General features: G+C 66.8%; 22 protein-coding genes. 13 read left to right on the forward strand and 9 right to left on the reverse strand.

The features are described 5' to 3' along the window. Positions 1-137: 137 nt before the first annotated feature. Positions 138-1,181 carry an aldo/keto reductase gene (locus ACYQ5L_RS16050; RefSeq protein WP_459958290.1) on the reverse strand — a complete coding sequence of 348 codons (1,044 nt, stop codon included), beginning with the start codon at positions 1,179-1,181 and terminating at the stop codon, positions 138-140. A gap of 189 nt (positions 1,182-1,370) precedes the next feature. On the opposite strand from ACYQ5L_RS16050, the gene ACYQ5L_RS16055 reads away from it, so the two are divergent. The 4 genes from ACYQ5L_RS16055 to ACYQ5L_RS16070 are packed head-to-tail and all read left to right on the forward strand — an operon-like array spanning position 1,371 to position 5,773. Beyond that, positions 1,371-2,633 (forward strand): cytochrome P450, encoded by a 1,263-nt coding sequence (locus ACYQ5L_RS16055; RefSeq protein WP_459958292.1) that lies wholly within the window; start codon positions 1,371-1,373, stop codon positions 2,631-2,633. Positions 2,634-2,650: 17 nt separating this feature from the next. Then, a complete protein-coding gene (locus ACYQ5L_RS16060) occupies positions 2,651-3,913 on the forward strand; it encodes an LLM class flavin-dependent oxidoreductase (RefSeq protein ID WP_459958295.1) in 1,263 nt (420 codons plus the stop codon). After that, positions 3,910-4,893 (forward strand): LLM class flavin-dependent oxidoreductase, encoded by a 984-nt coding sequence (locus ACYQ5L_RS16065; protein WP_459958297.1) that lies wholly within the window; start codon positions 3,910-3,912, stop codon positions 4,891-4,893. The genes ACYQ5L_RS16060 and ACYQ5L_RS16065 overlap by 4 nt, the downstream gene beginning before the upstream one ends. 37 nt (positions 4,894-4,930) lie before the next feature. After that, positions 4,931-5,773: an SDR family NAD(P)-dependent oxidoreductase gene (locus ACYQ5L_RS16070; protein ID WP_459958299.1), complete on the forward strand. Its 843-nt coding sequence runs from the start codon at positions 4,931-4,933 to the stop codon at positions 5,771-5,773. Between the two features lie 110 nt (positions 5,774-5,883). On the opposite strand, the gene ACYQ5L_RS16075 is transcribed toward ACYQ5L_RS16070, so the two are convergent. Together ACYQ5L_RS16075 and ACYQ5L_RS16080 are read right to left on the reverse strand one after the other, a co-directional pair. Next, positions 5,884-6,948 (reverse strand): methyltransferase domain-containing protein, encoded by a 1,065-nt coding sequence (locus tag ACYQ5L_RS16075; RefSeq protein ID WP_459958302.1) that lies wholly within the window; start codon positions 6,946-6,948, stop codon positions 5,884-5,886. Between the two features lie 7 nt (positions 6,949-6,955). Beyond that, positions 6,956-8,335, reverse strand: a complete 1,380-nt coding sequence (locus ACYQ5L_RS16080) for a cytochrome P450 (protein WP_459958304.1) — start codon at positions 8,333-8,335, stop codon at positions 6,956-6,958. Between the two features lie 25 nt (positions 8,336-8,360). Here ACYQ5L_RS16080 and ACYQ5L_RS16085 point away from each other — a divergent pair, with 25 nt between their 5' ends. The 4 genes from ACYQ5L_RS16085 to ACYQ5L_RS16100 all read left to right on the forward strand — a co-directional run bounded on the left by ACYQ5L_RS16085 (position 8,361) and on the right by ACYQ5L_RS16100 (position 12,183). Next, entirely contained in the window at positions 8,361-9,158 is a 798-nt protein-coding gene (locus tag ACYQ5L_RS16085; protein ID WP_459958306.1) for a phytanoyl-CoA dioxygenase family protein, read from the forward strand. Further along, a complete protein-coding gene (locus ACYQ5L_RS16090) occupies positions 9,124-10,110 on the forward strand; it encodes an SDR family NAD(P)-dependent oxidoreductase (RefSeq protein WP_459958310.1) in 987 nt (328 codons plus the stop codon). The genes ACYQ5L_RS16085 and ACYQ5L_RS16090 overlap by 35 nt, the downstream gene beginning before the upstream one ends. A 946-nt stretch (positions 10,111-11,056) precedes the next feature. Then, complete coding sequence (gene secG / locus ACYQ5L_RS16095) at positions 11,057-11,290, forward strand: preprotein translocase subunit SecG (protein WP_067545013.1); 234 nt, start codon at positions 11,057-11,059, stop codon at positions 11,288-11,290. A 206-nt stretch (positions 11,291-11,496) separates the two neighbouring features. After that, positions 11,497-12,183, forward strand: coding sequence for a DUF1361 domain-containing protein (locus ACYQ5L_RS16100; RefSeq protein WP_459958314.1), 687 nt, complete (start codon positions 11,497-11,499; stop codon positions 12,181-12,183). Between the two features lie 37 nt (positions 12,184-12,220). On the opposite strand, the gene fadD8 is transcribed toward ACYQ5L_RS16100, so the two are convergent. The 3 genes from fadD8 to ACYQ5L_RS16115 are packed head-to-tail and all read right to left on the reverse strand — an operon-like array spanning position 12,221 to position 15,941. Further along, positions 12,221-13,828, reverse strand: coding sequence for a fatty-acid--CoA ligase FadD8 (fadD8, locus tag ACYQ5L_RS16105; protein ID WP_459958317.1), 1,608 nt, complete (start codon positions 13,826-13,828; stop codon positions 12,221-12,223). Positions 13,829-13,857: 29 nt separating this feature from the next. After that, a complete protein-coding gene (locus tag ACYQ5L_RS16110) occupies positions 13,858-15,051 on the reverse strand; it encodes a thiolase C-terminal domain-containing protein (RefSeq protein WP_459958318.1) in 1,194 nt (397 codons plus the stop codon). Between the two features lie 41 nt (positions 15,052-15,092). Then, positions 15,093-15,941, reverse strand: a complete 849-nt coding sequence (locus ACYQ5L_RS16115) for an SDR family NAD(P)-dependent oxidoreductase (protein ID WP_459958319.1) — start codon at positions 15,939-15,941, stop codon at positions 15,093-15,095. A 54-nt stretch (positions 15,942-15,995) separates the two neighbouring features. On the opposite strand from ACYQ5L_RS16115, the gene ACYQ5L_RS16120 reads away from it, so the two are divergent. After that, a complete protein-coding gene (locus ACYQ5L_RS16120) occupies positions 15,996-16,985 on the forward strand; it encodes an alpha/beta fold hydrolase (protein WP_459958321.1) in 990 nt (329 codons plus the stop codon). A gap of 143 nt (positions 16,986-17,128) precedes the next feature. On the opposite strand, the gene ACYQ5L_RS16125 is transcribed toward ACYQ5L_RS16120, so the two are convergent. Beyond that, complete coding sequence (locus tag ACYQ5L_RS16125) at positions 17,129-17,572, reverse strand: hypothetical protein (protein ID WP_459958322.1); 444 nt, start codon at positions 17,570-17,572, stop codon at positions 17,129-17,131. A 308-nt stretch (positions 17,573-17,880) separates the two neighbouring features. Next, positions 17,881-18,732 (reverse strand): helix-turn-helix transcriptional regulator, encoded by an 852-nt coding sequence (locus ACYQ5L_RS16130; protein ID WP_459958324.1) that lies wholly within the window; start codon positions 18,730-18,732, stop codon positions 17,881-17,883. A 138-nt stretch (positions 18,733-18,870) separates the two neighbouring features. Between ACYQ5L_RS16130 and ACYQ5L_RS16135 the strand changes: the two genes are divergently transcribed. Both ACYQ5L_RS16135 and srmL read left to right on the forward strand, forming a co-directional pair. Beyond that, positions 18,871-19,650 (forward strand): NAD(P)H-dependent oxidoreductase, encoded by a 780-nt coding sequence (locus tag ACYQ5L_RS16135; RefSeq protein ID WP_459958326.1) that lies wholly within the window; start codon positions 18,871-18,873, stop codon positions 19,648-19,650. 493 nt (positions 19,651-20,143) lie between these two features. Next, a complete protein-coding gene (gene srmL, locus ACYQ5L_RS16140; RefSeq protein ID WP_459958329.1) occupies positions 20,144-21,265 on the forward strand; it encodes a PheS-related mystery ligase SrmL in 1,122 nt (373 codons plus the stop codon). Here the strand turns inward: srmL and ACYQ5L_RS16145 are convergent, their stop codons facing one another. Further along, entirely contained in the window at positions 21,266-22,285 is a 1,020-nt protein-coding gene (locus ACYQ5L_RS16145; protein WP_459958331.1) for an alpha/beta fold hydrolase, read from the reverse strand. It abuts the gene before it with no gap. 37 nt (positions 22,286-22,322) lie between these two features. Between ACYQ5L_RS16145 and ACYQ5L_RS16150 the strand changes: the two genes are divergently transcribed. Both ACYQ5L_RS16150 and ACYQ5L_RS16155 read left to right on the forward strand, forming a co-directional pair. Further along, on the forward strand, positions 22,323-22,787 hold the full coding sequence (locus ACYQ5L_RS16150; RefSeq protein ID WP_459958332.1) for an Hsp20/alpha crystallin family protein: 465 nt from the start codon (positions 22,323-22,325) through the stop codon (positions 22,785-22,787). A gap of 384 nt (positions 22,788-23,171) precedes the next feature. Beyond that, positions 23,172-23,573, forward strand: coding sequence for a DUF4247 domain-containing protein (locus ACYQ5L_RS16155; RefSeq protein WP_459958333.1), 402 nt, complete (start codon positions 23,172-23,174; stop codon positions 23,571-23,573). Positions 23,574-23,584 lie beyond the last annotated feature (11 nt).

Raw genomic sequence — 23,584 nt, forward strand, 5'->3', positions numbered from 1 at the left:
TTCAGTAACTTCTACTGAATTAGGACGCGAAGGTATATTGAACCTTCGTACACGCGGAATGATGCTGTGTACAAAAGGTCAATGCACTGTACTAAAGTGCAATTCTGGAAGAATTCCGATTACTGCGCGCCCGGCCGCTACAGCACGCGAGACCGCAAGGCAGCGCCGAAGTCGCCGTAGGGGTAACCACTCGGGCACGGATCGCTGGCCTCGGTCAACCGCGCGATCTCGTCGTCGTCGAGGGCGAGATCGCGGGCTGCCAGATTGCTCGCCACCTGTTCGCTGTTTCGGGCTCCGAGTACCACGCAGCTCACGCCCGGCCGGGCGGCAACCCAGGCCAGGGCCACACCGGCGGGCGTCACGTTCCTCGTGACGGCGATGTCGTGCAGGATCTTCAGCACCGCCCAGGTGCGGTCGCGCGCGATATGTCTGCTGTAGAGGGCCGTGACGTAGTTGTCGTGCATCATGCCGCGATCCAACTGCTCGCCGAAGCGGGAGCCCTCCGGGCGGGTGTGTGCGGAGTACTTGCCGGTGAGCAGTCCGCCGGAGAGCGGGGACCAGGCCAGCATGCCCAGGCCGTTGTGCCGGCCCGCCGGGATGATCTCCCACTCGACCTCGCGGCACAGCAGGCTGTACTGGGCCTGGTAAACCACGGGTCCGATCAGGCCGAGCGCTTTTGCCAGGTCGACGGCCCTCTGTAGTTGCCATCCCGTGAAATTGGACAGACCGATGTACTGGATCTTGCCCTGGCGCACCGCATTGTCCAGGAAGGACAGGGTTTCCTCCAGGGGAGTCAGGGGATCCCACGCGTGCACCTGGTAGAGGGGTATGGAGTCGACCCCGAGCTTGGTGAGCGAGGTATCGAGCGCCCGGGTGAGGTTGTGCCTGGTATTGCCCCACTCGTTCATCGCGGCGCTCGTGGTGTAGCCGCCGCCCTTGGTCGCGATCAGGACACGCCCGCGGATCTCGGTGGATTGCCGGCCGAGCCAGCGGCCGACGATCTCCTCGGCACGCCCGCCGGTGTAGCCGTCCGCGGTGTCCACCAACAGCCCTCCGGAGTCCACGAACACGTCGAGCGCGCGGCTCGCTTCCGCCTCGTCCGTGGAATCGCCGAAGGTCGCGGTGCCGAGGGCGAACACCGACGTACCGGCGCCACTGGCTCCGAGCAGTACGTGCTTCATCTATTGCCACCTCGCTGGCCTGTGGACACGAGCAAAACGATTTCATCCTCGCCTATCCGTCCGGCGGATTTGAATTGAACTTTCGTACACGACCGGTGCGAAATGCACAAAGGTTCAATTCACACTCGTGCTGCGGTGCGGTACCAACGAAATGATGCAGCGCACCTTCCACGGGATCCGAGGATGAGAATGTCCGATAAAGCGCCGGAAGTCGACTACGATCACCATTCGGCCGAGTACGCCCGTGACCCATGGGCCGCAAACATTGCGTTGAACACCCATACGCCGGTGGCCTACAGCAAACACCATGGCGGCTTCTGGCTGGTCACCGGCTACCAGCAGGTTTCGGACGTCGCGCACCAGCCGCAGTTGTTCTCCTCGGCGCACGAGTTGCCCAACACCCCCGGGCGGCCGCAGGGGACGGTAGTGCCCGCTTCCTCGTTCCGCGGGTTGCCGCTCGAGCTGGACCCGCCCGAATTCCTGGACTGGCGTAAGGCTTTGAACGCCTTCTTCTCGCCGGTATCGGCACGGCGGCTGCGTCCCCGGATCGAGCAGTTCGCCACATGGTGCGTGGACCAGCACATCGAGAGCGGCGAGATCGATCTGGTCATGGATCTGGCCAATCCGGTACCCGCACTGGTCACCCTCGATATCGTGGGCCTGCCGATGGACGAGTGGCGGCTGTACGCCGATGTCGTGCACGCACTGGTCTACACGCCGCCTGGCACACCGGAATTCGCGCGGGTCGAGGCCGGCTTCGCGCAGCTCATCGAGACCGTGCGGGAGCTGATTCCCAAACGCCGCGCCCAACCCGGCGACGATCTGCTCAGCTTCCTGACCCAGCTCGAGATCGACGGCGACAAGCTCTCCGACGAGGACATCGTCGCGGTGTGCAACGCGGTCATCCCCGGCGGGGTCGACACCACGACGGCACTGCTCGCCTCCACCCTGCACTATCTCGAGCACAACCGGAAAGCCCGGCAGCGGCTGATCGATTCCCCTGAGCAGATTCCGGCGGCCTGCGACGAGTTTCTGCGGTACTACACACCGGTCATGGGAGTCGGCCGCACCGCGATGGCCGACACGGAGATCGACGGATGTCCGGTGGGCAAGGGGGAGCGAGTCCTGTTGTCTTGGGCCGCAGCGAATCTGGACGAGAAGGTCTTCCCACACCCCGATGTCATCGACCTGGATCGCGATGCCCGCAAACAGGCCGCGTTCGGCATCGGCATCCACCGGTGCATCGGCCGCCACATCGCCCGGATGGATTTCGAGGTCGTCATCGATGAGGTGCTCCGGCGCATGCCCGACTACCGCATCGTTGCGGCCGAGAAGTACCCGACCGTGGGGCAGATCAACGGCTTCGTGCGGATGCCCGCCCACTTCAGCCCAGGATCCCGGATCGGTGCGGAAGCGGACGGCGTTCCCGCACAGCCGTTCCTGTCGAACTGATCCGAGATGAGGAAACAATGACACAGCAGAGAACACTGCGCCTGGGCGCATGTATCGATGGCCCCGGCGGCCACATCGCGGCCTGGCGGCATCCACAGACCCCCGCCGCGGCGCAACTCGATTTCGCGTTCCACCGCCGGAACGCGCAGGCGCTCGAACGCGCCGTGTTCGACTGTCTTTTCGTCGCGGACGTCGTCGCATTGTGGGGCACGGATGTGGAGCACCTGAGCCGGACTGCCCGCAACGAGCATTTCGAGCCGCTCGCCCTGCTTTCGGCCTACGCCGCGACGACCGACCGCATCGGGCTGGTCGCGACCGCCACGACCACCTACAACGAACCCTACGATCTCGCACGGAAATTCGCGTCCCTCGATCACCTCAGCGGTGGTCGGGCAGGTTGGAATGTGGTGACCTCTGCCGCGCCGTGGGAATCACGCAACTTCGGCTTTCCCGAGCACATGGAGCACGATCTGCGCTATGCGCGCGCGGACGAGTTCGTGGCGGTGACGAACCGACTGTGGACTTCCGGCGCCGAGCCGATCGGGCACCGCGGACAGTTCTTCAGCGTTCGCGGTCCGCTCAACGTGGCGCCCGCACCGCAGGGGCGACCGGTGATCTTCCAGGCGGGCGCGTCGCCCGTCGGTCGCGCGTTCGCCGCCAAGCACGGTGAGGTGATCTTCACCAGGCACACGCAGCTGTCCGACGCCCAGGAGTTCTATGCCGACATGAAGGCGCGTGCCGCCGGAAATGGCCGCGGACCCAATACCATCCAGATCTGGCCCGGTTTGGCGCCGATCGTCGCTGGCACCGAGGCCGAGGCGAAGGATCGGCTGCGGCAATTGCAGGAATTGATGCCGGACATCGTCGCATTGCGCGCGCTGCAGGCCCAGCTCGGGGAGGTGGACCTGACCGAGTACCCGCTGGACGGCCCGGTGCCGGATCTGCCCGTCACCAACAACTCCCGCAGTACCGCCCAGCGCTGGATCGACCTTGCCCGCCGGGAGAATCTGACCCTGCGCCAGCTGTCGGTGCGCACAGCGGGAGACATCGTCGCGGGTACCCCCGAACAACTCGCCGACCATATGGAGACCATGTTCACTCAGGGCGCCGCAGACGGATTCCTCGTCGACTTCCCTTGTCTGCCGGGGTCATTGGACGACTTCGCCGAGCAGGTGGTGCCGGAGCTGCGCCGGCGCGGGCTGGTGCGCACGGCCTATGTCGAGGGCACGTTGCGGGATAATCTCGGCCTGACCGAGTCGACGCTGGCAGGTGCGCGATGACCACCGTGCTCTTCGCGCAGTTGACCACCGCGGGCGGTGGCGGCGGCAACGGCCGGGCCACCTTCGCCCACGTCTGTGAGTGGGCGCGCGCCGCTCAGCGTGCGGGAATCGACGCCCTGCTGTTCGACGACGGCCAAAGCGTCCGGCCGGAGGGCCCCGGCACATTCGAGGCCGGCACACTCTCGGCCGCCCTGGCCGCCGCGACGGACGGTATCGGTCTGGTGCCGTCGATATCGACCGACCAGCTCGCGCCGTATCACGTCGCCCGACTGCTCGCGACGCTCGACTACCTCAGCGGTGGTCGCGCGGGATGGGAAATGAGCGCGCACGGCGACAGCGGCGAAGCCGCCAACTATCACGCGGACGACCCGGCGGCCGAGTGCCAGAACCTCGCCCGCGCCGAGGAATTCGCCGAGGTGCTGGGCGGGCTCTGGGACAGCTTCGACGACGACGCGTTCCTGCGTGATCGCGAATCCGGCGTCTATTTCCGGCCGGAGCGGCTGCACACCCTGGACCACAGGGGCGAATACTTCGAGGTGGCGGGGCCGCTCAACATCGCCCGGCCGCCGCAAGGGCATCCGGTGCTGGTGCGCCGAGCTGACAGCGCCGCGGCCGCCGCGCTGGCGGGCCGGGCCGCCGACGTCGCCATCGTGCCGATGGATTCGGCCGATGCGGTACGTGAGATCGCAGACGCGGTCGGCGAATCGGCTCGCGTCGCCGGCCGGCAGCGCGATGACGTCCTGACCCTGCTGGAGTGTTCGACTTCCACATCGCTCGACGACCTGGGCCGGCTGGCCGGCTCGGGCGTCGTCAACGGCTTCAGTTTGGTTGCCGCGCAGCATGATCCCGCGGAAGCGGCGTACGCCGACATGCTGGAGATCGCCAGCGCCCTGCGTCACCGGTCGCCGGGTGCGCCGGACGGGACGCTGCGAGCGAGGCTGGGGCTTCGCCGTCCGCTCGGCAAATGGAGCGCGGCATGACGCCGGCTCGACCATCTCAGACAGGAGCCACGCACAGATGAGCGCATATCCGGATCTCCGTGGAAAGGTCGCCGTGGTCACCGGCGGCGCTTCCGGCATCGGCAAGGGCACCGCCCGGCAACTGCTCGCCGAGGGGATGCAGGTGATCATCGCCGACGTCGAGCGCGAAGCATTGGAGCGGACCGCGGCCGAGATCGGTGCGATAGGCATCCATACCGACGTCAGCGATCTGGCCAGCGTGCAGGCGCTCGCCCGGACAGCGGTCGATCGATTCGGCACCGTGCACGTCGTGTTCAACAACGCGGGCGTCGGGCCTATCTCGCGGATCGCCGATCTCACGATCGAGGACTGGCAGTGGATGCTCGGCGTCAATCTCTTCGGCGTCATCCACGGCGTGCAGACCTTCCTGCCGATCCTGAAGGCGAACGCGGACGGCGGCCACATCGTGAACACCGCCTCGATATTCGGCCTGTTCTCCCAGCCGCCGATGGCTGCGTACGCCGTCAGCAAGTATGGGGTGGTCGCCCTCACGGAGGCGCTGGCGGGCGAACTCGATCAGGACGGTTCGAAGGTCGGGGCAACCGTATTGTGCTCGGCCACTGTGGAAACCAACGTTGCCTCGAGCACCCGTAACAGGCCGGAGCGCTACTCCGGTGGTGGCCTGTCGGACTTCGAGATGACCGAAGAGGAGTACCGGTCGCAGCGGTGGTTGACCCCCGCGGAGGTGGGTGCGATCGTGGTCGCCGCTATCAAACGCGGTGACCTGTATGCCGTCACCCACTCGGAGTGGTTCGCCCCGATCGAGCAGCGGCACAAGGCCATCGCCGCAGCCTTCGACCGTGCCGCCACCGACGCCCTCGAGGCCGGCTCGGCGAAATAGCAGTACATGAGAAGGGCGGGGCTTCCCTCGGAAGCCGCGCCCTTCTCATGTACTCGACCGTCCAGAAAAGCCGGGTCGCGATGTCATCGCGACCCGGCATACGGCCACTGTCAGCGGCGTGTGGCGGTGATGAACAGATAGCCGTTCTCCGGTGTAGCCGCCGCGCGGCGCATGAAACCGATGAACGAGTCGAGTTCTTGCTCCGTCGCATGCTCCAGGAATTCGGCGCGCTTCTTTTCGACCGCGCCGGCGAGCACGATTCCGGTGCGATTGACTTTGTCGGTGATATCGGTGATCTCGACATCGACGAAATCATTCGCGGCCAACTGATCGCGATACTCTTCAACGGTCCCGAGCGATTGGATCTTGTAGGTGGTGCGGATGTGGTCGAGCACGACCTTGCCCTCGGGGCTGACGGGCCCACGCTCCACCACATCGGCGATCGCCAGGCGCCCGCCGGGACGCAGCACGCGGGCGGCCTCGGCCAGCACCTGCCCGCGGTCGGGCATGTGCAGCATCGATTCGAGGGCCCACGCGAGATCGAAGGAGGCGTCGGGGAACGGCATATCCATCGCGTCGGCCAATCGGAACTCGGCGCGGTCGGCGAGACCGAGTTCGGCCACCCGGGCCTGGGCCTGCTCGGCCTGCACCCGGCTGATGGTGATGCCGACGACGGACACATCCGCTGTGCGCGCCAGGCGCAGTGTCGGATTGCCGTTGCCGCAACCGATGTCGAGCATGCGCTGACCCGGCCGCGCGTTCAGGCCCGCGATCATCAAGTCGGTGAGCCGATCCGTGGCGACCTCGATGGGGCCGTCATCGTCGGAGTCGTCGTCCCAATAGCCGTAGTGGAGATTCGCACCCCACAACTCGTCGAGCTTGCCCTCCAGACTGAACTTGTCGGTCCCGTCGTAGAAGCTGGCCACATCTTCCGTGCTGACTGTCATCGGTCTCTTCCCGTTCGATTGCGGATTCTTGGTGGGCTCTTCGTGAAGTGCCAGAGCGGCATTGGGGCAGAGCCGGACGACTTGCCGGACGATGTCGGCGCGGGAGGGATCGGGTTCGGGATCCGAGACGACGACACGACCGTCCTCGCCGGCGTCGAAGATGTCCGGGGTCGCGCGCAGACAGTGCCCCGCGCCGATGCAGCGGTCCCGGTCCGCGATGATGCGCATGCCAGGCCTACCAGGTGACGGGGAACTCGTCCAGGCCGAAGATCGCGGCGTCGTATTTGAACGACAGGTCGTCGATCTCCGTGTTCAGCCGCAGGCTCGGAACACGCCGGAAGAGCGTCTCGTAGGAAGTCTCCAGCCATGCCCGGGCCAGGTTCTGGCCGATGCACTGATGAACGCCGTACCCGAAGGCCAGGTGGTTGCCGGCGCCGCGGTGAATATCGAATTCGCCTGCCCGGGCAAAGGCCCGTTCGTCGTGATTAGCCGAGGCGCACAGCGCGAAGACGGCGTCTCCGGCCCGGATGACCTGGTCACCGACCTCGATGTCGCCAATGGCGATGCGGCCGAAGGTCGGCCCGTCCGCGACCGAGTGGTACCGCAGCAGTTCGTCCACGGCGGCGGGCCAGCGCTCGGGGTCGGCACGGAGCTCGGCGAGCTGCCCGGGGTGCCGCAGCAGGGTGAGCGTGCCGAGCATGATCATGTTCGAGGTCGTCTCGTGCGCGGCGATCAGCAGCTGCAGGACCATGCCGACGGCCGCCGCATGGGTGATTTCGCCCGTCGCGACCCGTTGGGCGACCAGCCGGCCGATGAGGTTGTCCCCGGGCTCTTGCTCGGCACGGGTGATCGCGGCGTCGGTGTAGGCGCGCAGCTCCCGGACCGGGGCCAGCATGTCCTCGGACGCCTCGATCTTGCGGGTTCGCACCCGGGACTGGAAGAACTTGTGGTCCTCGTAGGGAACGCCGAGAAGTTGGCAGATGCCGAGCGAAGCGACCGGCAGCGCGAACGCCTCGGCCAGGTCGGCCGGGGGACCGCTCGCGAGCATGGCGTCCACCAGCTCGTCGATCATGTCCTGGATGCCCGCCCGCAGTGCCTTGATGCGCTTGAAGCTGAACTCGGGGATAAGCATTCGCCGGTAGAAGTCGTGCTCGGGGGAGTCCATATTGAAGAACTCGCCCTCGAACAGCTGATAGCGCTCCGCATCCGGGTCCGAGGTCAGCTCGGGAAACCCGGGGCGAGTGATATCGGTACTGATGTACGGATGAGCCAGCACCTGCTGCACTTCGGCGTATCGTGTCACCACCCACGCCGGCCGGCCATTGGGTAGCCGGACACGGGCGAGCGGTCCCGCGTCGCGCAGCTCGGCGTATTCCGCCGCCGGCGCGAATGGGCATTGACGTCGCATTGGAAAGCTGCGCACCGCAGCCGGATTTTCGTCGAAAGTCGTCACTGTGCTGTCTCTTGAAACTCTGCAACCGGTGTCGCCATGCTCGCAGTATTGCGCACGACGACAACGCATTTGAAGTGAACCTTCGTACATCAAACCTTCGTGCGATGCACGAAGGTTCACTTTACTTCGGGGCGTCGGCACATTTAGAAATAATTCGTTCATGCCCAGGAGCGACGGGAGAATCGGCGTGACCCAGACGAGTAACCAGACGCGATCGGACGCGGTTGACCAGCGCTATGTCACGCAGTTCAGGGAGGACGGCTTCACACACATCCCGAATGTGCTCACCGCGGAGGAAGTGGCGCATTACCGGGAGGCGGCGCTGGCGGAGATCGAGCGCACCGGTGTGGTGGCCGGCATGGGAATGAAGGTCGGGGTGACGGCGGTCCGGATTACCAAGGATGCCTTCCGCAACAACGAGGTGCTGCGAAGTCTCGCCCGCCATCCCCGGATCGGCGCGATCGCCGAGCAGTTGTCCGGTCTTTCGTTGCGCGTATGGGGTGGCGAGACGCTCGTCAAGTCGCCCGGCGATGCGATGCCGACCACGTGGCACGACGATCTGACGCTGGCGCCACTGGAGGGCCGTCTGCTGCTGAACGCGTGGATCGCGTTGGTCGATGTTCCGGTCGAACGTGGTTGTATGACTTTCATTCCCGGCTCGCACCGGCGCCCGGAACCGTTCCGCGCTCCGCTGACCGCCGCGCAGGAGAACCCCGAGTCCTACCTCTTCGATACCTACCCGGGGCTCACCTGGGATCGACGGGTCACTGTCCCGCTGCGCGCCGGAGACGCCACTTTCCATCAGTGGCGGACCGGACATACCGCGGGTGGCAACACTTCTCAGGCCGACCGCGTCGCCTTCATCACCACCTACACCGATGTGGAGGCGACCTACCGGCCGCATCCGGGCCACCAGTGGGCGGATCTGGAGGCCGGGCAGCTGCCCCCCGATGAGATCTATCCGCGGGTCGCCGATTTCGCGTGAGCACAACGATTTTCGAGGGAGCGCTGTGAAGCACGCGGTCGTGACAGGTGCGACCAATGGGATCGGCGAGGCGATCGCGAGTCGCCTCGCCGGACCTGACCGGACGGTAACGCTGGTGGGCCGCAGTGATTCTCGGCTACAGGCGGCTCGGGAACGGATTGCGGCGGCCGTGCCCGGCGCGGATCTGGTCCTGGTGCGAACCGATCTGGCGGAACTCGATCAGGTACGCGATCTCGCCGACCTGCTGTCGAGCGGGCCGCCGCCGGATGTTGTCGTCAGTAACGCCGCAGTGGTGGCGCCGGTGGATCGAATGACACCCGATGGCCTGCCACGGATGCTGACCATCAACTATCTGGCACCGTATTTGCTGCTGCGGATCCTGTCCGAGACCTTGGATCGAGCCAGGTTGATAGCCATCGGCTCCGACCCGGTCCTGCTCGCGCACGAGCCGGTCGACCTGGATGACATCACGTGGTCGGATCCCGAAAGCCTGGGCTCGCACGCCGGTCTGTGGCCGTACTACGGCTATGCGCGCAGCAAGAACATGACCACGATGTTTGTTCACACTCTCGCCCGGCGCTCGGCGGGGACCGGCTTAACCGTCAACGTCTGCCATCCCGGCACGATCGCGGGAACGGGGCTGGGCGGGGAGGCACCCGGTCTCGGCCCGATTATCGTGCAGGCCCATCGCGACGGGATTCTGCCTCAGCCCGGCCCGCAGCCTGGCGTCGGGCGGTGGGAGCACGGCCGGTCCGATCCGGCGAACCTGCCCGGCCCTGACGTCGGTGCGCAGACTCCAGTGTGGTTGGCCACTTCACCGGAGGTGGAGGGCGTTTCCGGCCGCTTCTATGTGGACCGCGCCCCCGTCGACTCCCCGTCCCACGTCACCGACCCCGAACGTTGCGAACGATTGTGGCGGGCGAGCGCTGATCTGGTCGGCCTTGCTCCGTGAAGCGAGCTCCTGTGCCAGGAGCATTGCGGCAGAGCGCCACTACGACGCTCGGCTCCGACCGCGATGAGCTCATCGCCACCCTTGGACGGGGCGGATGTGGATCGCGTCGAGCATTCGATCGGCTTCGAGACCCGGCGAAGTAGTGCGCACCCGAACGGGGCGGGCAGATGCAGGGTGAACTTGCCATAGCAGGCGGCGCGGGCCGTTATCGGCTGGAGGATGCGTCCTCCGAACTCCCGTCCGCCGCCCCGCTCGACAGACCGTAGGAATCCGCACTGCGGCAACGTATCCGAAGGATCGTCGCGCATGGGTCGGCGTCGTCATCGAACGCGGAACCGCCCCGATACTCGAACCTGTGCTCGCCGATACGCCTTCCGCGATGCATGGTCCCGCATTGCTGCACCTGCCGATCTGAAGGTCGCCGGTTCGAATCCGGCCACCGCCGCGATGGTCGGTCGACCCTGGCCGGGGTCGGTCCAGTGGCGTCGGTATCTCAGCGGGCACGCGTTCCCGCTGAGATACCGACTATCCGAGATGCCGTCCGGGTAGTTGCAGGACCAACCCGTGGGGCGACTGCGAGCCGATGCGAAGGGGGTGCTCGGCTCGCGCCGAGTCGGCCCCAGGGACCCCGCAGCAGTCCTGGGGTCGACTGGCGAACGCCGACAATACCGGCGGTGACGGTGGGTTCCTATGCGATGAAAATCGATTAGGGGGTGATGTGTGTTACTTCAAATAACACTCCTGATCGGGGGATCTCCCGGCGGCGCCGCTCTCGGCTCCGCTAGGGGATTCGGCGGACCACATGATCGTTCAAAGCGTTGAAAACAGACTGGGCAACTGTTCAGCATCCGGGCGCGGGCCGTCGGCGATGCGGCGACGCCCGATGTTGAGGCTGCAACCAGGGTGAATGCGAGGGCCTTTGTGACTACCGCATACAATCTCCGGCATGCGCATGTTCCTGGATATCCTCCTGATCATCACCAGCGTGCTGCTGGTGCTGCTGGTGCTGCTGCACCGCGCGAAGGGTGGAGGTCTGTCCAGCCTTTTCGGTGGCGGCGTGCAGTCCAGCCTGTCGGGTTCCACCGTCGTCGAGAAGAACCTCGACCGCATCACCATCTTCATCGGTGTGATCTGGTTGATCTCGATTCTCGGCATCGGGCTCGAGATCAAGTTCTCCTGACGCGCTGAGCACAGACTTTGCACCGGGCGCCGCATGATTGCGGCGCCCGGTTGACGTGTGCCGGGGCTACGTTCGCTGTCGAACAGGCGGGGGCGGGTTCGTAGCGCGGTGGTTGTGTGCCCGGTTTGTGTGGGTTCTGTGTGGATCCGCGCTGCGGGCGGATAACCGGGGGCGGATCGGCCCGCGGTGTGGGCATGATGATCGGCATGGACTTGGTGGATGCGGTTGCGCGGAGCCTCTCGGGGGTCTCGGGCCGCAACTTCTTCTGGTTGGCGTGGAACACGATGCTGGCGTGGATTCCGGTGGCGTTGGCGCTGCTGGTCTTCCGGCTGGGCACCGCGAGAGCCGGGCGGTTGCCGGTGTCGCCGGTGTGGTGGGCCGGGGTCGTGTTGATCGTGCTGTTCCTGCCGAATGCGCCGTACGTGGTGACCGATCTCGTGCATCTGCGCGATGACGTGCGGGCGGTGGGGGACGGGCCGGTGGTGAGCACGGTGCTGCCGGTGTACGGGGCGTTCATCGCCTCCGGATTCCTGGCCTACTACCTGGTGCTCAGAGAGATGGGCCGGTTCCTGGACCGCTCGGGGCTGTCGTCGTGGCGGACGCCGGTGACGATCGCGGTCCATTTCCTGTGCGCGATAGGCGTTTTCCTGGGCCGCTGGGTGCGGCTCAACAGCTGGGAGCCGGTGGTGGAGCCGCGCGGCACCTTCGAGCGCATGATGCTGGCGCTGACGTGGGAGTACGCGCCGATTCTCATCGCCGTCATGTTTATCGTGACGGCAGTGGGGCACTTCGTGACTCGTGCGGTGGTGGAGACCGGAGCAGCCAGTGCCCGCCGGGGCGTCGAACTGATACGCACCGTGCGGGCGGCTCCACCTCGCGCCGAGCAGGCGTGATCGAGCGTTGTTGGGGCGCTCGATCACGCCTTGCTGATCAGGCGATGCCCAGGCGTTCCTGAGCGATCACGCGGACGGCCTTCTTATCGGGCTTGCCCAGGCCGGTGAGCGGCAGCTCGTCGATGACGAGGACGTGCTTGGGCACCTGCACGGAACCCTTGCGCTGCTTGACGGCCTGTTGGATCTCGGCGGTCACCGTCGCCACCGCGTCCGGATCGGCGGCGGTGTCCGGATCGAGCACCAGCACGGCGGTGACGGCCTCACCCCAGTGCGCGTCGGGCACGCCGACGACGGCCACATTGTGCACCTTGGGATGTTCGGAGACAACGTCTTCCACCTCGCGGGGGAAGACGTTGAAGCCGCCGGTCACGACCATGTCCTTGCTGCGGCCGACAATGAAGAGGAAGCCGTCCTCATCCTGCCGGGCCAGGTCGCCGGTGCGCAGCCAGCCGTTCTTGAAGGTGTCCGCGGTGATCTCGGGCAGATTCAGGTAGCCCGCGGCGAGCAGCGGTCCGGACACGCAGATCTCACCGACCTCGCCGGGGGCGACGGGATTGTCCTTGTCGTCCAGTAGCGCCACCCGGATGGCGGTGGAGGGCCGGCCGCAGGAGGTCAGCCGTTCCTTGTCGTGCTCGTCCTTGGCCAGATAGCTGATGGCCATGGGCGCCTCGGACTGCCCGAAGTACTGCGCGAAGATCGGCCCGAAGCGATCGATGGCCTCCTGCAGGCGATTCGGATCGATGGCCGAAGCCCCGTAGTAGACCGTCTCCAGCGACGACAGGTCCCGGGTCTTCGAATCCGGGTGATCCAGCAGCGCGTACAGCATGGACGGCACCAGCATGGTGGCCGAGATCTTGTGTTCCTCGATGGCGCGCAATACTTCTCCGGCATCGAAGCGCGGCAGCACCACGCATTGGCCGCCGAGCAGCACGACCGGCAGGAAGAAGGCCGCGCCCGCATGCGAAAGCGGCGTGCAGATCAGGAATTTCGGATGCTTGGGCCATTCCCATTCCGACAGCTGGATCTGCGTCATGGCGGACATGCACTGCGATGTGCCGATGACGCCCTTCGGCTTGCCCGTGGTGCCGCCGGTGTAGCTGATGGAAATGACATCATCCGGCCGCAGTTCGGCGGCCTCGACCGGCTGCGGCGCGTAGCTGTCGGCCGCGGCCAGCAGATCGATGCCCACATCGGCGAGCGCCTCCGGCACCGGCCCCAGCACCAGCACCTTGTTGAGTCCGGGGACCAGGTCGACCAGTTCCCGGGCGCGCTGCACGAAGGCGGGCACCGGATCCAGGATGAGCGTCGAGATCCCGGCGTCGGCGAGCACATACGCGTGATCGTCCAGACCGCCGATGGGGTGCAGCGCGGTCCGCCGCGAACCCACGATCTGCCCCGCGCCAATGGTGAACAGGACTTCCGGGCGGTTCAGCGCGAGCACGCCCACCGGCGTCCCGGTCCCCACCCCGTGCTCGGCGAACGCGGCGATGTAGCGGCTGATGGCATCGAGCACCTCACCGCCGGTGAGGATGGCGTCGCCCAGGGTGAGCACCGGCCGATTGCGATGCCGCCGCAGTCCGGCGACCAGCGCGTGGCCATTGTGCACGGGCATCCGCAGCCGGGTCTCGGGATCGATTGTGGTCATTGCGTTTCCATTCCCTGCGAATAGTGCTGTCAGAGCGTGCCGGCGGCGTAGAGGGTGACGACCACCGCCCCGCCGAGTCCGAGATTGTGCGCGAGGGCGGTGCGCGCGCCCGCCACCTGCCGCTCGCCCGCGAGTCCGCGCAGCTGCCAGGACAATTCGGTGGCCTGCGCCAGCCCGGTGGCGCCGAGCGGATGCCCCTTGGAGATGAGCCCGCCGGACGGATTCACCACCCAGGCGCCGCCGTAGGTGGTGGCGCCGGATTCCACGAGCGCACCGGATTCGCCTTCCCCGCACAGGCCCAGCGCCTCGTAGGTGATGAGCTCGTTGATGCTGAAGCAGTCGTGCAACTCGATCACATCGACGTCATTGATGCCGATTCCCGCGGTGGCGAACACCTTTCCGGCCGCCGCGCGGGTCATGGGCGCGCCGACCACATCGATCATGGATCCGGTGGAGAAGGAGGTCGCGTCGTCGGTGGCGAGCTCCTGGGCCAGGATTTCGATGGCCTGTCCCTCCAGTCCGTGTGCGCGCACGAACTCCTCGCTGACCACCACGGCCGCCGCCGCACCGTCGGACATGGGGGAGCACTGCGAGCGCGTCAGCGGCCCGTGCACCGGCTTGTCGGTCAGCACCTGCTCGAGGGTGTACGCATCCTGGAACTGCGCCAGCGGGTTTCGCGTGGAGTGCTCGTGATTCTTCACCGCGACCGCCGCCAGCTGCTCGGGCGTGGTGCCGTAGCGCTTCATGTGCTCGATGGCGGCATTGCCGAAGAACTGCGTGGTGATCGGCGCCTGGCTGAAGTCGTACTGCTCGCGCATGACCTTCAGATGCGGGTCCACGGTGGTGGCCTTCGGCTTGGTCGCTGGCCCGGCCATGGACTCCTTGGTCATCTGCTCGAAGCCCACCGCCAGCGCCACATCCACGATTCCGCTGCCGACCCATTCCCGGGCGAGCATGAGCGCGGTCGACCCGGTGGCGCAGTTGTTGTTCACATTGACCACCGGAATCCCGGTCAGCCCAATGTCGTACAGGGCCCGCTGTCCCGCGGCCGAGGGCTGGAAGACGTAGCCGACGGCGGCGCGCTGCACCGTGTCGTAGCCGACGCCCGCATCGCCGAGCGCCCCGCGCACGGCCTCGCCGACCATCTCCGTATAGGTCCAGTCGCGGGAGGCGATCTTCACGAACGGCGTCATGTGCACGCCCACGACGAAAACGCGTCGCATCACTATCTTGTACTCCTGTTCTCCGGGAACGTCTTTGGTCGTCAGTCGGCGCGGGGGACGCGGCCGTCGATGTCGGTGAAGCCGTAGCTCTCGGCGAGATCGGCCACCTTCCAGGCCGCGCCGCTGCGTTTGCGCCGGTCCGGGTCGGCGGCCAGGGCCACCACCGCGCGCCCCGGGAACCGCGGGGATTCCGCGTCGGCCAGGTCATAGGTGCCCTCGCCGGGCAGGGTGACCAGGCGGCGGCCCTGTTCGTCGGCCGGAACCATTTGCAGCAGTTCGGTATCCACGATGCCGGGCCACAGCGACACCGCCGTGACGCCGGTATCGGCGAGATCGTGGGCGAAATCGGCGGTCAGGCGATCGACCGCGGTCTTGCCCACGCCGTAGACCGCATTGTGCATATACCGTTGCGCCCCGGGCGAAGACACGTTCACGATGAGCCCGCCGGAGCCGATCAGCAGCGGGGCGGCGAAAACGCTTGCCACATAATGCGATCGCACCCCGATGTCGAAGGTCTCGTCCCATGCCTTGGGCGGCACCTCCCAGAATTTGCGCCCGAGCCAGCGCGCCGCGGCGGGGGAGTTGTACACGTTGTTGACCAGCACATCGAGCTGTCCGCACTCGTACTTCACCCGATCGAACAACGTCTCCACCGCCGCGTCGTCGCGGTGATCGCACACCACCGCGACCCCGGTCCCGCCCAACTCGTCGATCTCGGCGGCCGTGGCGTGCACCGTGCCCGGCAGGTGCCCGGGCGTGGTCGTGCGCCCGGTGACGAAGACGGTCGCGCCCGCCGCGCCGAGCTCCAGGGCAATGCCCTTGCCGATGCCGCGGCTGGCCCCGGTCACCACCGCGACCCGCCCGGCGAGAATCTTGGGTATTTCGCTCACGACCTCTGGACACTACCTTGAAATAGGAACGTGTTCTAGAAAACGGAGGCAGCAGTGGAGCTGACGCACAGGATCCTCGACACCGGGGCTGTTCACATGCACGTCGCGGAGCAAGGCGAGGGCTTCCCGGTCGTCTTCTGCCACGGGTTCCCGCACACCTGGTTCATGTGGCACCGCCAGCTGTCCGCGGTCGCCGCCGCCGGTTTCCGCGGCCTCGCCCCCGATCTGCGCGGCTACGGCCGCACCGACGCCCCCGTCGCCGTGGCGGCCTACACCAACGAGGCCGTCATCGGCGACCTCCTCGCCCTCCTCGACGACATCGGCGCGGACCGAGCCGTCTTCGTGGGCCTGGATTTCGGCGCCCAGCTGGTCTGGGAGCTGTCCCTGCGCAATCCCGAGCGCGTAGCCGGCGTCGTAGTTCTGAACAACCCGTTCGCTCCCCGCCCCCCGCGTCCCCCGTCAGCGTTCTGGACCAAGGCCGCCGAACGCCACTTCCTCCATCTGTCCTACTTCCAGACCCCCGGCATCGCCGACGCCGAACTGGCCGCCGATCCCCGCGACTTCCTGGCCCGCGTCTACTACTCCCTCAGCGCCGACTACCACTACCTCGACACCTGGAAGAACCCCCCGGGCCTCGGCTACCTCGACGTCCTCCCGCAAGCCCCCGCCCTCCCCTGGCCGTGGCTCTCCGAGGCCGAATTCGACACCCTCGTCGAGGATTTCCAGCGCACCGGCTTCACCGGCGGCCTCAACTGGTACCGCAACCTCGACCGCAACTGGGACCTCACCGCCGCCTACGCCGACGCCAAGATCGAAGTCCCCACCTACTTCCTCTACGGCGAAAACGACCCCGACATGGAAGGTTTCAGCGGCCGCGACCCCCTCGCCACCCTCCGCGCCAATGTCACCGACCTCCGCCGAGTCCAGGAGGTCCCCGGCGCCGGCCACCTGGTCCAACTCGAACGCACCGACGCCGTCAACGATTTCCTGATGGCCGCGCTCACCGATGTCGTCAGCCGAGGAGGCACGCCAGTTCCGCGGTGACGAACTCGGGGCGGACGATCGAGACAACCCCAGCGGGCGGTATCGGCGGGGAACTGGGCGGCGCACTGGAAGGCAACGGCCGCGCCACCCCTCACCACCCCCGCCTCCGAATCGCCGGATCAAGCTTCCGTCGTGAATCTGCCTCACTCGCAGGCAATCCCGTCACGATCACGATCCAAGTCGTAAATATCGCTGCCGATCACGCTGATCGGACCATCCACATACGCCGGGCCATTGCCACTCCCACCGGCACAATCGACATCCGAGGCGATCGGGACGCATCCGCTGTAGTTCGGGTCGCACTCCGGCCGTGGCGCAGGAACTGCCGCCTGCGGCGCGGCAGGCTGTTCGACAGCCGATGGCAGAAGCGGAGCGGATCGTTCGATCGTCGGTGGTGGGGCGGGTTGTCCGATGGGAGGCAGCGTTGGGACGAACGTCGTCGTCACATGTGGCGAAGCCGTCGTCACCATCGCTGTGCTGCTGACCGGCCGATCGGCAACCCTCGTCGTGCTTCCCGGCACCGTCGGCGAGCGGCCGGGCTCCTCGTCCCGGTCCGCAATGCTGCCGAGAAAGAGTGCCGCCGCCACGGTCCCACCCGCGATCCACGCCTTCCGATGCTTGGTGAACCTCCCCGCCGGCACAGATCCGGACGCCGGCAATCCGGTGAACCCGACCCTGTTCGACGGGCCCCGCTCCTTCATGCCCTTTGCATCGGACGCGGCCAGGACCCGTTACGACGCTCGCTCGGCGGCGATTTCGTGCTCTCTGACCGTGCACCCGTCGAGCTGGGGCCCGCGAGCGTGTCGCCCTCAGCTCGATTGAAACGTCGCCGACCGGGAACTGGTGGTGGGGGCTTCTCGGGGTTTGCCGCCACCAGTTCCCGGTCGAGGTGGTTTCAGATTCTGTTGGGTTGCTTGGGGACTCGGGGGTGGGGGGTTTGGGTGGTGGGGGTGAGGGTGGACAGGAGGTGGAGGGCGTCTGCGGTGGGGCTGGCGGGGGGTGCGGAGAGGATGATGAGTTCCATGCCGGATTCGTCGGGGAGGGCGAAGTTTTCCTGGTGGAGTTCGAGGAGGCCGACCAGGGGGTGGTGGTAGGTCTTGGGGCCGTGGGTGCGGGCGCGGACGTCGGCGCGGGCCCAGAGGCGGCGGAAGCGGTCGCTGCCCATGGCCAGTTCGCCGATGAGGGAGGCGAGGCGGGGGTCGTCGGGGTATTTGCCGGCGGCCAGGCGGAGGTGGCCGACCACGTCCAGGGTGCATTTCTCCCACTCGCCGTAGAGGCCGCGTTCGGTTTCTTCCAGGAAGATGTGGCGGGCGGTGTTGAGGCCGGGGAGGGGGCGGCCGTAGAGAAGGGCGGCCAGGCGGTTTCCGGCGATCACGTCGAGGCGGTGATCCATGATGAGGGCGGGGGCGTGGGTGACCAGGTCCAGGACGCGGAGGAGTTCCGGGCGTGGCCGTCCGGCCGGTGTCTTGGCGGGGCGGCGGCGCTGGCGGGCCAGGCGGTAGAGGTGGCCGCGTTCGGTGTCGTCCAGGCCGAGGACGCGGGCGAGGGCGTCGAGGACCTGTTCGGAAGGTTGGGTGGCGCGGCCTTGTTCGAGGCGGACGTAGTAGTCGACGCTGACGCCGGACAGGTGTGCGACCTCTTCGCGGCGCAGGCCTTCGACTCGGCGGTGCCTGTCGGTGGGGATGCCGACGGCCGCCGGGTCGACGCGGGAACGCCGGGTGCGGAGGAAGCCCGCAAGATCGTCCATACCCCCAGTATCGCCGCGGTGGCGCCGGCGAAGGTGGTCCTGTCGTTACCAGGAAGCCCTGTCCGATGGAAGCAGCGCCCCTGAACGGCGGACGTCGCGGCGCCCAGGATCGAAAGCACCCGATCCCAAGGAGTTCTCATGAAGACGCTGATCGTCCACGCCCATCCGGAGCCGAAGTCGCTCAACAGCTCGCTGAAGGACCTCGCGGTGTCCACCCTGGAATCCGCCGGGCACGAGGTGCGGGTGAGCGATCTGTACGCCATGAATTGGAAGCCGGTCGTGGATGCCGCGGACTACGGCCCCGAGGCGTCGAGCCCGCTGAAGGTCGCGCTGGACTCGGGCCGGGCCTTCGAAACCGGGAATCTCACCCCGGATGTCCGCGCCGAACAGGAGAAGCTGCTGTGGGCCGACACGATCATCTTCCAGTTCCCGCTGTGGTGGTACACGATGCCCGCGATCCTCAAGGGCTGGGTGGACCGGGTGTTCACCTACCGTTTCGCTTACGGCGTCGGCGAACACAATGAAACCAAGTACGGCGAGCGCTACGGCGAAGGCACGCTCGCGGGTAGGAAGGCGCTGCTGTCGGTGACCATCGGCGGCCCGGAATCGCATTACGCCGCGCGCGGAATCAACGGCCCCATCGAGGATCTGCTGTTCCCGATCCACCACGGCATCCTCTACTACCCGGGCATCGAAGCGCTGCCGCCGTTCGTGCTGTACCGGGTCGACCGGATAACCGAGGCGGACTTCCCGGATATCGCCGAGGCCTGGGTCGAACGCCTGCTCACCCTGGAGTCGACCGAGCCGATTCCCTTCCGGCGCCAGAACTTCGGCGATTACGAGATCCCCGCGCTGCAACTGAAGGAGGGGCTGGAGCTCGCGGGCCGCACGGGCTTCGGACTGCACCTGCGCGCCTGAATCGAGGTCACCGAACCCGGCTACGCGGGGCCGATCGGCGTGCCATGCCGGGCGCGGGATCCGATGAGGGAGTCGCCGTGCAGAATCCACCGTCGGCAGCCGAACTACCGGAGGCGCTGGCCGAACTGCTTCGGACACATCGACCGTCACCACCGCCGGTACCGAATCGCCGAGGGCGCGGAGGAAATCCAGATGCGCCGGGTCGCCGGGTACCTGTTCGGCTTCATGGATCGCACCGCCGTCAAGGGCGTGTGAGACCGGGTTCACCGGCGCCGCACACGCGAAAATGCCTTGCCTCGCGCTGCTACCGTCAGTGACATGGCCGTCGTCATGCGTGTGCGTCGATTTACCGGCCCCCGAGCCCTCGAAGGGCGCCGCCGGGGTCGGATGTCGCCACGTTCACCGCGCTGAGCCGACAGATCTTGGTCAGCGGTCGAGCCCGGGGCTTCGGGGGTCTCCGAATTCACCCGTCGTTCTCGGCCAGGAGCCTGTCATGCCCGCGCATCTCTCCAGTGACCAACTCGCCCACGATCTGTCCATTCGCGATCTCACCGATCCCGAAGCCGGTCCGCACGCTCTGCAACTCGTCCTCCGCGCCGCGGTCGATTCCTTGGCGCGGCAATGGGAATGCGACGTCCGATGGTGGCGTGGCGAACGCATCGTCACCGTCACCGACAACTACGACAACCTCGGCTATCGCACCGACGATGTCACTCGCGACGCCCGCTATACCCGCTATGTCGACGACCACCGGATGCTGCGCAGCCATTCGACCGCGCTGATCCCCGGCGCACTGCGCGCCCTGGCCGAGGACCCGGCCGACGACGTGCTGCTGGTCTGTCCCGGGATCGTCTACCGCCGCGACAGCATCGACCGCCTGCACACCGGCACGCCCCACCAACTCGACCTCTGGCGCATCACTCGCCGTCCGGTCCCCATGGTCCCGGCGGACCTCGACGACATGGTCACCGCCCTCATGGACGCGGTGCTGCCCGGCGCGCAGCACCGGTACGAGGACCGCGTGCACCCCTACACGGTGCACGGCCGTCAGGTCGATGTGGCCCGCGCCGGCGAATGGGTCGAGATAGCCGAGTGCGGCCTGGCCGACCCGCGCGTACTGCGCCGCGCGGGCCTGGACCACGCCTACAGCGGACTCGCCCTCGGCATGGGCCTGGATCGAACCCTGATGCTGCGCAAGGGCATCACCGATATCCGCCTACTGCGCTCGACCAATCCCGCGGTGGCCGCCCAGCTGACCGACCTCGCCCCTTACCGCCCCGTATCCGCCATGCCCGCCATCCGCCGCGACCTTTCCGTCGCGGTCGACCACGATGACCGAGCCGAAGACCTCGGCGACCGCGTGCGCGACGCCCTCGGCCCCGACGCGGATTATGTCGAGTCCGTCGAGATCCTCACCCAGACAGCCTGTTCGCAACTCCCACCGCAGGCTCTCGAGCGACTCGGAGCCCGCCCGGACCAGAAGAACGTGCTCCTCGCCGTGGTTCTGCGCGACCTGACCAGAACCCTCACCGACCACGAGGCCAACGAGTTGCGCGACCGCATCTACGCCGCCGTCCATCGAGGCGCCACTCACCACTGGGCGACAACCAGTTGATCAGGCCCGGACCGGGTCGTGGGCGTCGGTGAAGCTCAGGAAGCGGGGAATGACCTGATCCGGATTCGCCCAGAGCAAGTCATGCCCGATCCCCGGATAGATCTCGACCTCGGCCGACGGCATGTGCGCGCGAGCGCGAGCCGCCGCGAGTCCGGGATCGCCGACGACCGTTTCCGCACCGAAGAGCACCAGACTCGGCGCGGCCATGGCCGCCAGCTGCTCATCGGTGAACGGTCGATCCCAGGGCATCGCCATCCGGAACTTCAAGGCCCCCATGGCCACAGCGAATTCCTCATCGGTGAGTTCGAAGCCGGGCATCAGCCACTTGTTGAACTTCCGCATCCGTTCCGGCGTGGGCCGAATGCCCGCCTTGAGGAATTTGAGCAGCATGCTCAAACGCGGTTTGGCGAACGTGGCCGCGCTGGGCTCGATCATGGTCAGGCTCGCCAGCCGCTCGGTGCGATACACCGCGACAGCTCCGGCCAGCCAGGCGCCCAGAGAGTTTCCGGCCAGATGGACGCGCTCGGCGCCGAGCCCATCGAACACCTCCGCCATCCAGGTCGCGACGTCCTCCGCATCGCGCACGGGCGCGGTCTGCACGCACCGTCCGGCCCATCCGATGACATCCGGCGTGTACACGACGTGGTCCCGGGCCAGTTCCTCGATGACCCGGTGCCAGATCTGGCCATTGCCCCCGATCCCCGGCAGCAGCACCAGCGGTGCACCGTCCCCGCTTCCGGACTTCCGCACTCGTGTTGTCCCAAAGGATGTTTCAACATCGAGGTTGGTCGATGGCACCGGCCACTTCGCGGCCGCAGCGTCGTAGTCGCGCAAGAACGCCGCCTTCGCCGCCTCGCTGGTGAATCGCCCGATCCTCGCCATGATCTCCCCTTCCGATTTGATGGTACGAGCGTACCATGCGAAATGGTATGGGCATACCAGCACGGTCGGAATCGAACTCCGGCAAGCTGTTTGAAGCGCTGACTGCGGGGAAGGATGGAGATGGCCGTTCGTATGCATGGGCGGCCGATTGGAGATCAGAGAGAAAGAAGTCGTGATGTCTCTGCCCGTTCCACGCTCCCACTATCCGCAATCCACCCCGGCGCGCTGGGATCCGTTCCGGGACTTCGACGATCTGTTCGGCCGCATGAGCCGCTTCATGGACGAGATGTTCGGCCCGCGCGCCGAAATGCCCGGCCGCTGGGCGCCCTTGGCCGATCTTTCCGAGACCGACAACGCCTACGTGGTCGAAGTGGACCTCCCCGGCATCGACAGAAGGGACATCAATATCGAGGTCTCCGGCCTCGAACTCCGCGTGCACGGTGAGCTGAAAGAGACCGAACGCGAGGGCGTCTTCCGCCATCGGACCCGCCGCACCGGCGCCTTCGACTATCGGGTGACCCTCCCGCAGAACGTCGACCCCGACCGCATCGAAGCAACCCTGCGCGAAGGCGTCCTCACCCTGCGCGCCCCGAAGTCCGACGCCGCCAAACCGCGCCGCATAGAAATCAACGGCGCGTAATCACCCGGGCTGCGGCGAGCCGCTCAGATCGGCAGCCCCTTCGCCGACACCGGCTCCCCGACAAGGAATTCCGACTCGGCGATGAGCACCGCGAAAACCGGCCCCGCCGCAGCCATCACCTCGCTGTCCCGGGGCATCCACCGCCGAACCCAGGCTACCGCCGCACCGGGATCGTGTCGGCGCGTCGGCTGTGGCGAACCGGTGGTAGCGACCGAGGGGTCTCCCGTATAGTGCGGCGCGGCGGGAGGAGAGATCGCGGTGGTTTTCGTTTGGGTTGGGCTGCTTTCGGTGGCGGCGCTCGGACTCATTGGGGCGCTGTATGCCGGAATACGTCTGAAGGGGCGGGGAGCCAGAGGGGTTTGGGCCTGCGTTGCCGGAGGGCTGGTGGCGCTGCTGGTGGGCGGGGTGGCCATTGCGGGGATGGTGAACTCGCTGGGGGACAAGGATGATCCGCGGCCCTATATCGAGAAGACGTACAAGCGGGCGGCCGAGCTGGACGACAAGCTCGGGGGGAAGGTGTACACCGCGACGCATGCGCCGGCCCGGGTCGAGAAGGATATCTCGAAGAAGGCGAATCCCACTGCGGTGTATCGGGACAAGGACCTGACGTTCCTGCGGTATCCCGCCTGGCTGGTGGTGCTGGGTGCGCACGCGGGGGGAACGAAGATCGACGTGGACGGCTACGACAACGGCTACAAGAGGTACCGGGATCGGCTGGCCGGGTCGAACTGGCCGTCGACGTCGAGTGCGGCCAGCGGTAACGGCGGAAACAACTCGGGCAAGTAGCCCAACACTTT

The organism is Nocardia sp. IFM 10818, from assembly GCF_054655275.1.

Bases quoted from the DNA above. Each gene is read 5' to 3' on its own strand.
- ACYQ5L_RS16150 (WP_459958332.1), top strand. From the start codon at position 22,323: ATGTCTCTGCCCGTTCCACGCTCCCACTATCCGCAATCCACCCCGGCG.
- fadD8 (WP_459958317.1), bottom strand. From the start codon at position 13,828: ATGACCACAATCGATCCCGAGACCCGGCTGCGGATGCCCGTGCACAAT.
- ACYQ5L_RS16055 (WP_459958292.1), top strand. From the start codon at position 1,371: ATGTCCGATAAAGCGCCGGAAGTCGACTACGATCACCATTCGGCCGAG.
- ACYQ5L_RS16065 (WP_459958297.1), top strand. From the start codon at position 3,910: ATGACCACCGTGCTCTTCGCGCAGTTGACCACCGCGGGCGGTGGCGGC.
- ACYQ5L_RS16100 (WP_459958314.1), top strand. From the start codon at position 11,497: ATGGACTTGGTGGATGCGGTTGCGCGGAGCCTCTCGGGGGTCTCGGGC.
- ACYQ5L_RS16130 (WP_459958324.1), bottom strand. From the start codon at position 18,732: ATGGACGATCTTGCGGGCTTCCTCCGCACCCGGCGTTCCCGCGTCGAC.
- ACYQ5L_RS16080 (WP_459958304.1), bottom strand. From the start codon at position 8,335: ATGAACGAATTATTTCTAAATGTGCCGACGCCCCGAAGTAAAGTGAAC.
- ACYQ5L_RS16075 (WP_459958302.1), bottom strand. From the start codon at position 6,948: ATGCGCATCATCGCGGACCGGGACCGCTGCATCGGCGCGGGGCACTGT.
- ACYQ5L_RS16135 (WP_459958326.1), top strand. From the start codon at position 18,871: ATGAAGACGCTGATCGTCCACGCCCATCCGGAGCCGAAGTCGCTCAAC.
- ACYQ5L_RS16060 (WP_459958295.1), top strand. From the start codon at position 2,651: ATGACACAGCAGAGAACACTGCGCCTGGGCGCATGTATCGATGGCCCC.
- ACYQ5L_RS16145 (WP_459958331.1), bottom strand. From the start codon at position 22,285: ATGCATACGAACGGCCATCTCCATCCTTCCCCGCAGTCAGCGCTTCAA.
- secG (WP_067545013.1), top strand. From the start codon at position 11,057: ATGCGCATGTTCCTGGATATCCTCCTGATCATCACCAGCGTGCTGCTG.
- ACYQ5L_RS16110 (WP_459958318.1), bottom strand. From the start codon at position 15,051: ATGCGACGCGTTTTCGTCGTGGGCGTGCACATGACGCCGTTCGTGAAG.
- ACYQ5L_RS16050 (WP_459958290.1), bottom strand. From the start codon at position 1,181: ATGAAGCACGTACTGCTCGGAGCCAGTGGCGCCGGTACGTCGGTGTTC.
- ACYQ5L_RS16090 (WP_459958310.1), top strand. From the start codon at position 9,124: ATGAGATCTATCCGCGGGTCGCCGATTTCGCGTGAGCACAACGATTTT.
- ACYQ5L_RS16070 (WP_459958299.1), top strand. From the start codon at position 4,931: ATGAGCGCATATCCGGATCTCCGTGGAAAGGTCGCCGTGGTCACCGGC.
- srmL (WP_459958329.1), top strand. From the start codon at position 20,144: ATGCCCGCGCATCTCTCCAGTGACCAACTCGCCCACGATCTGTCCATT.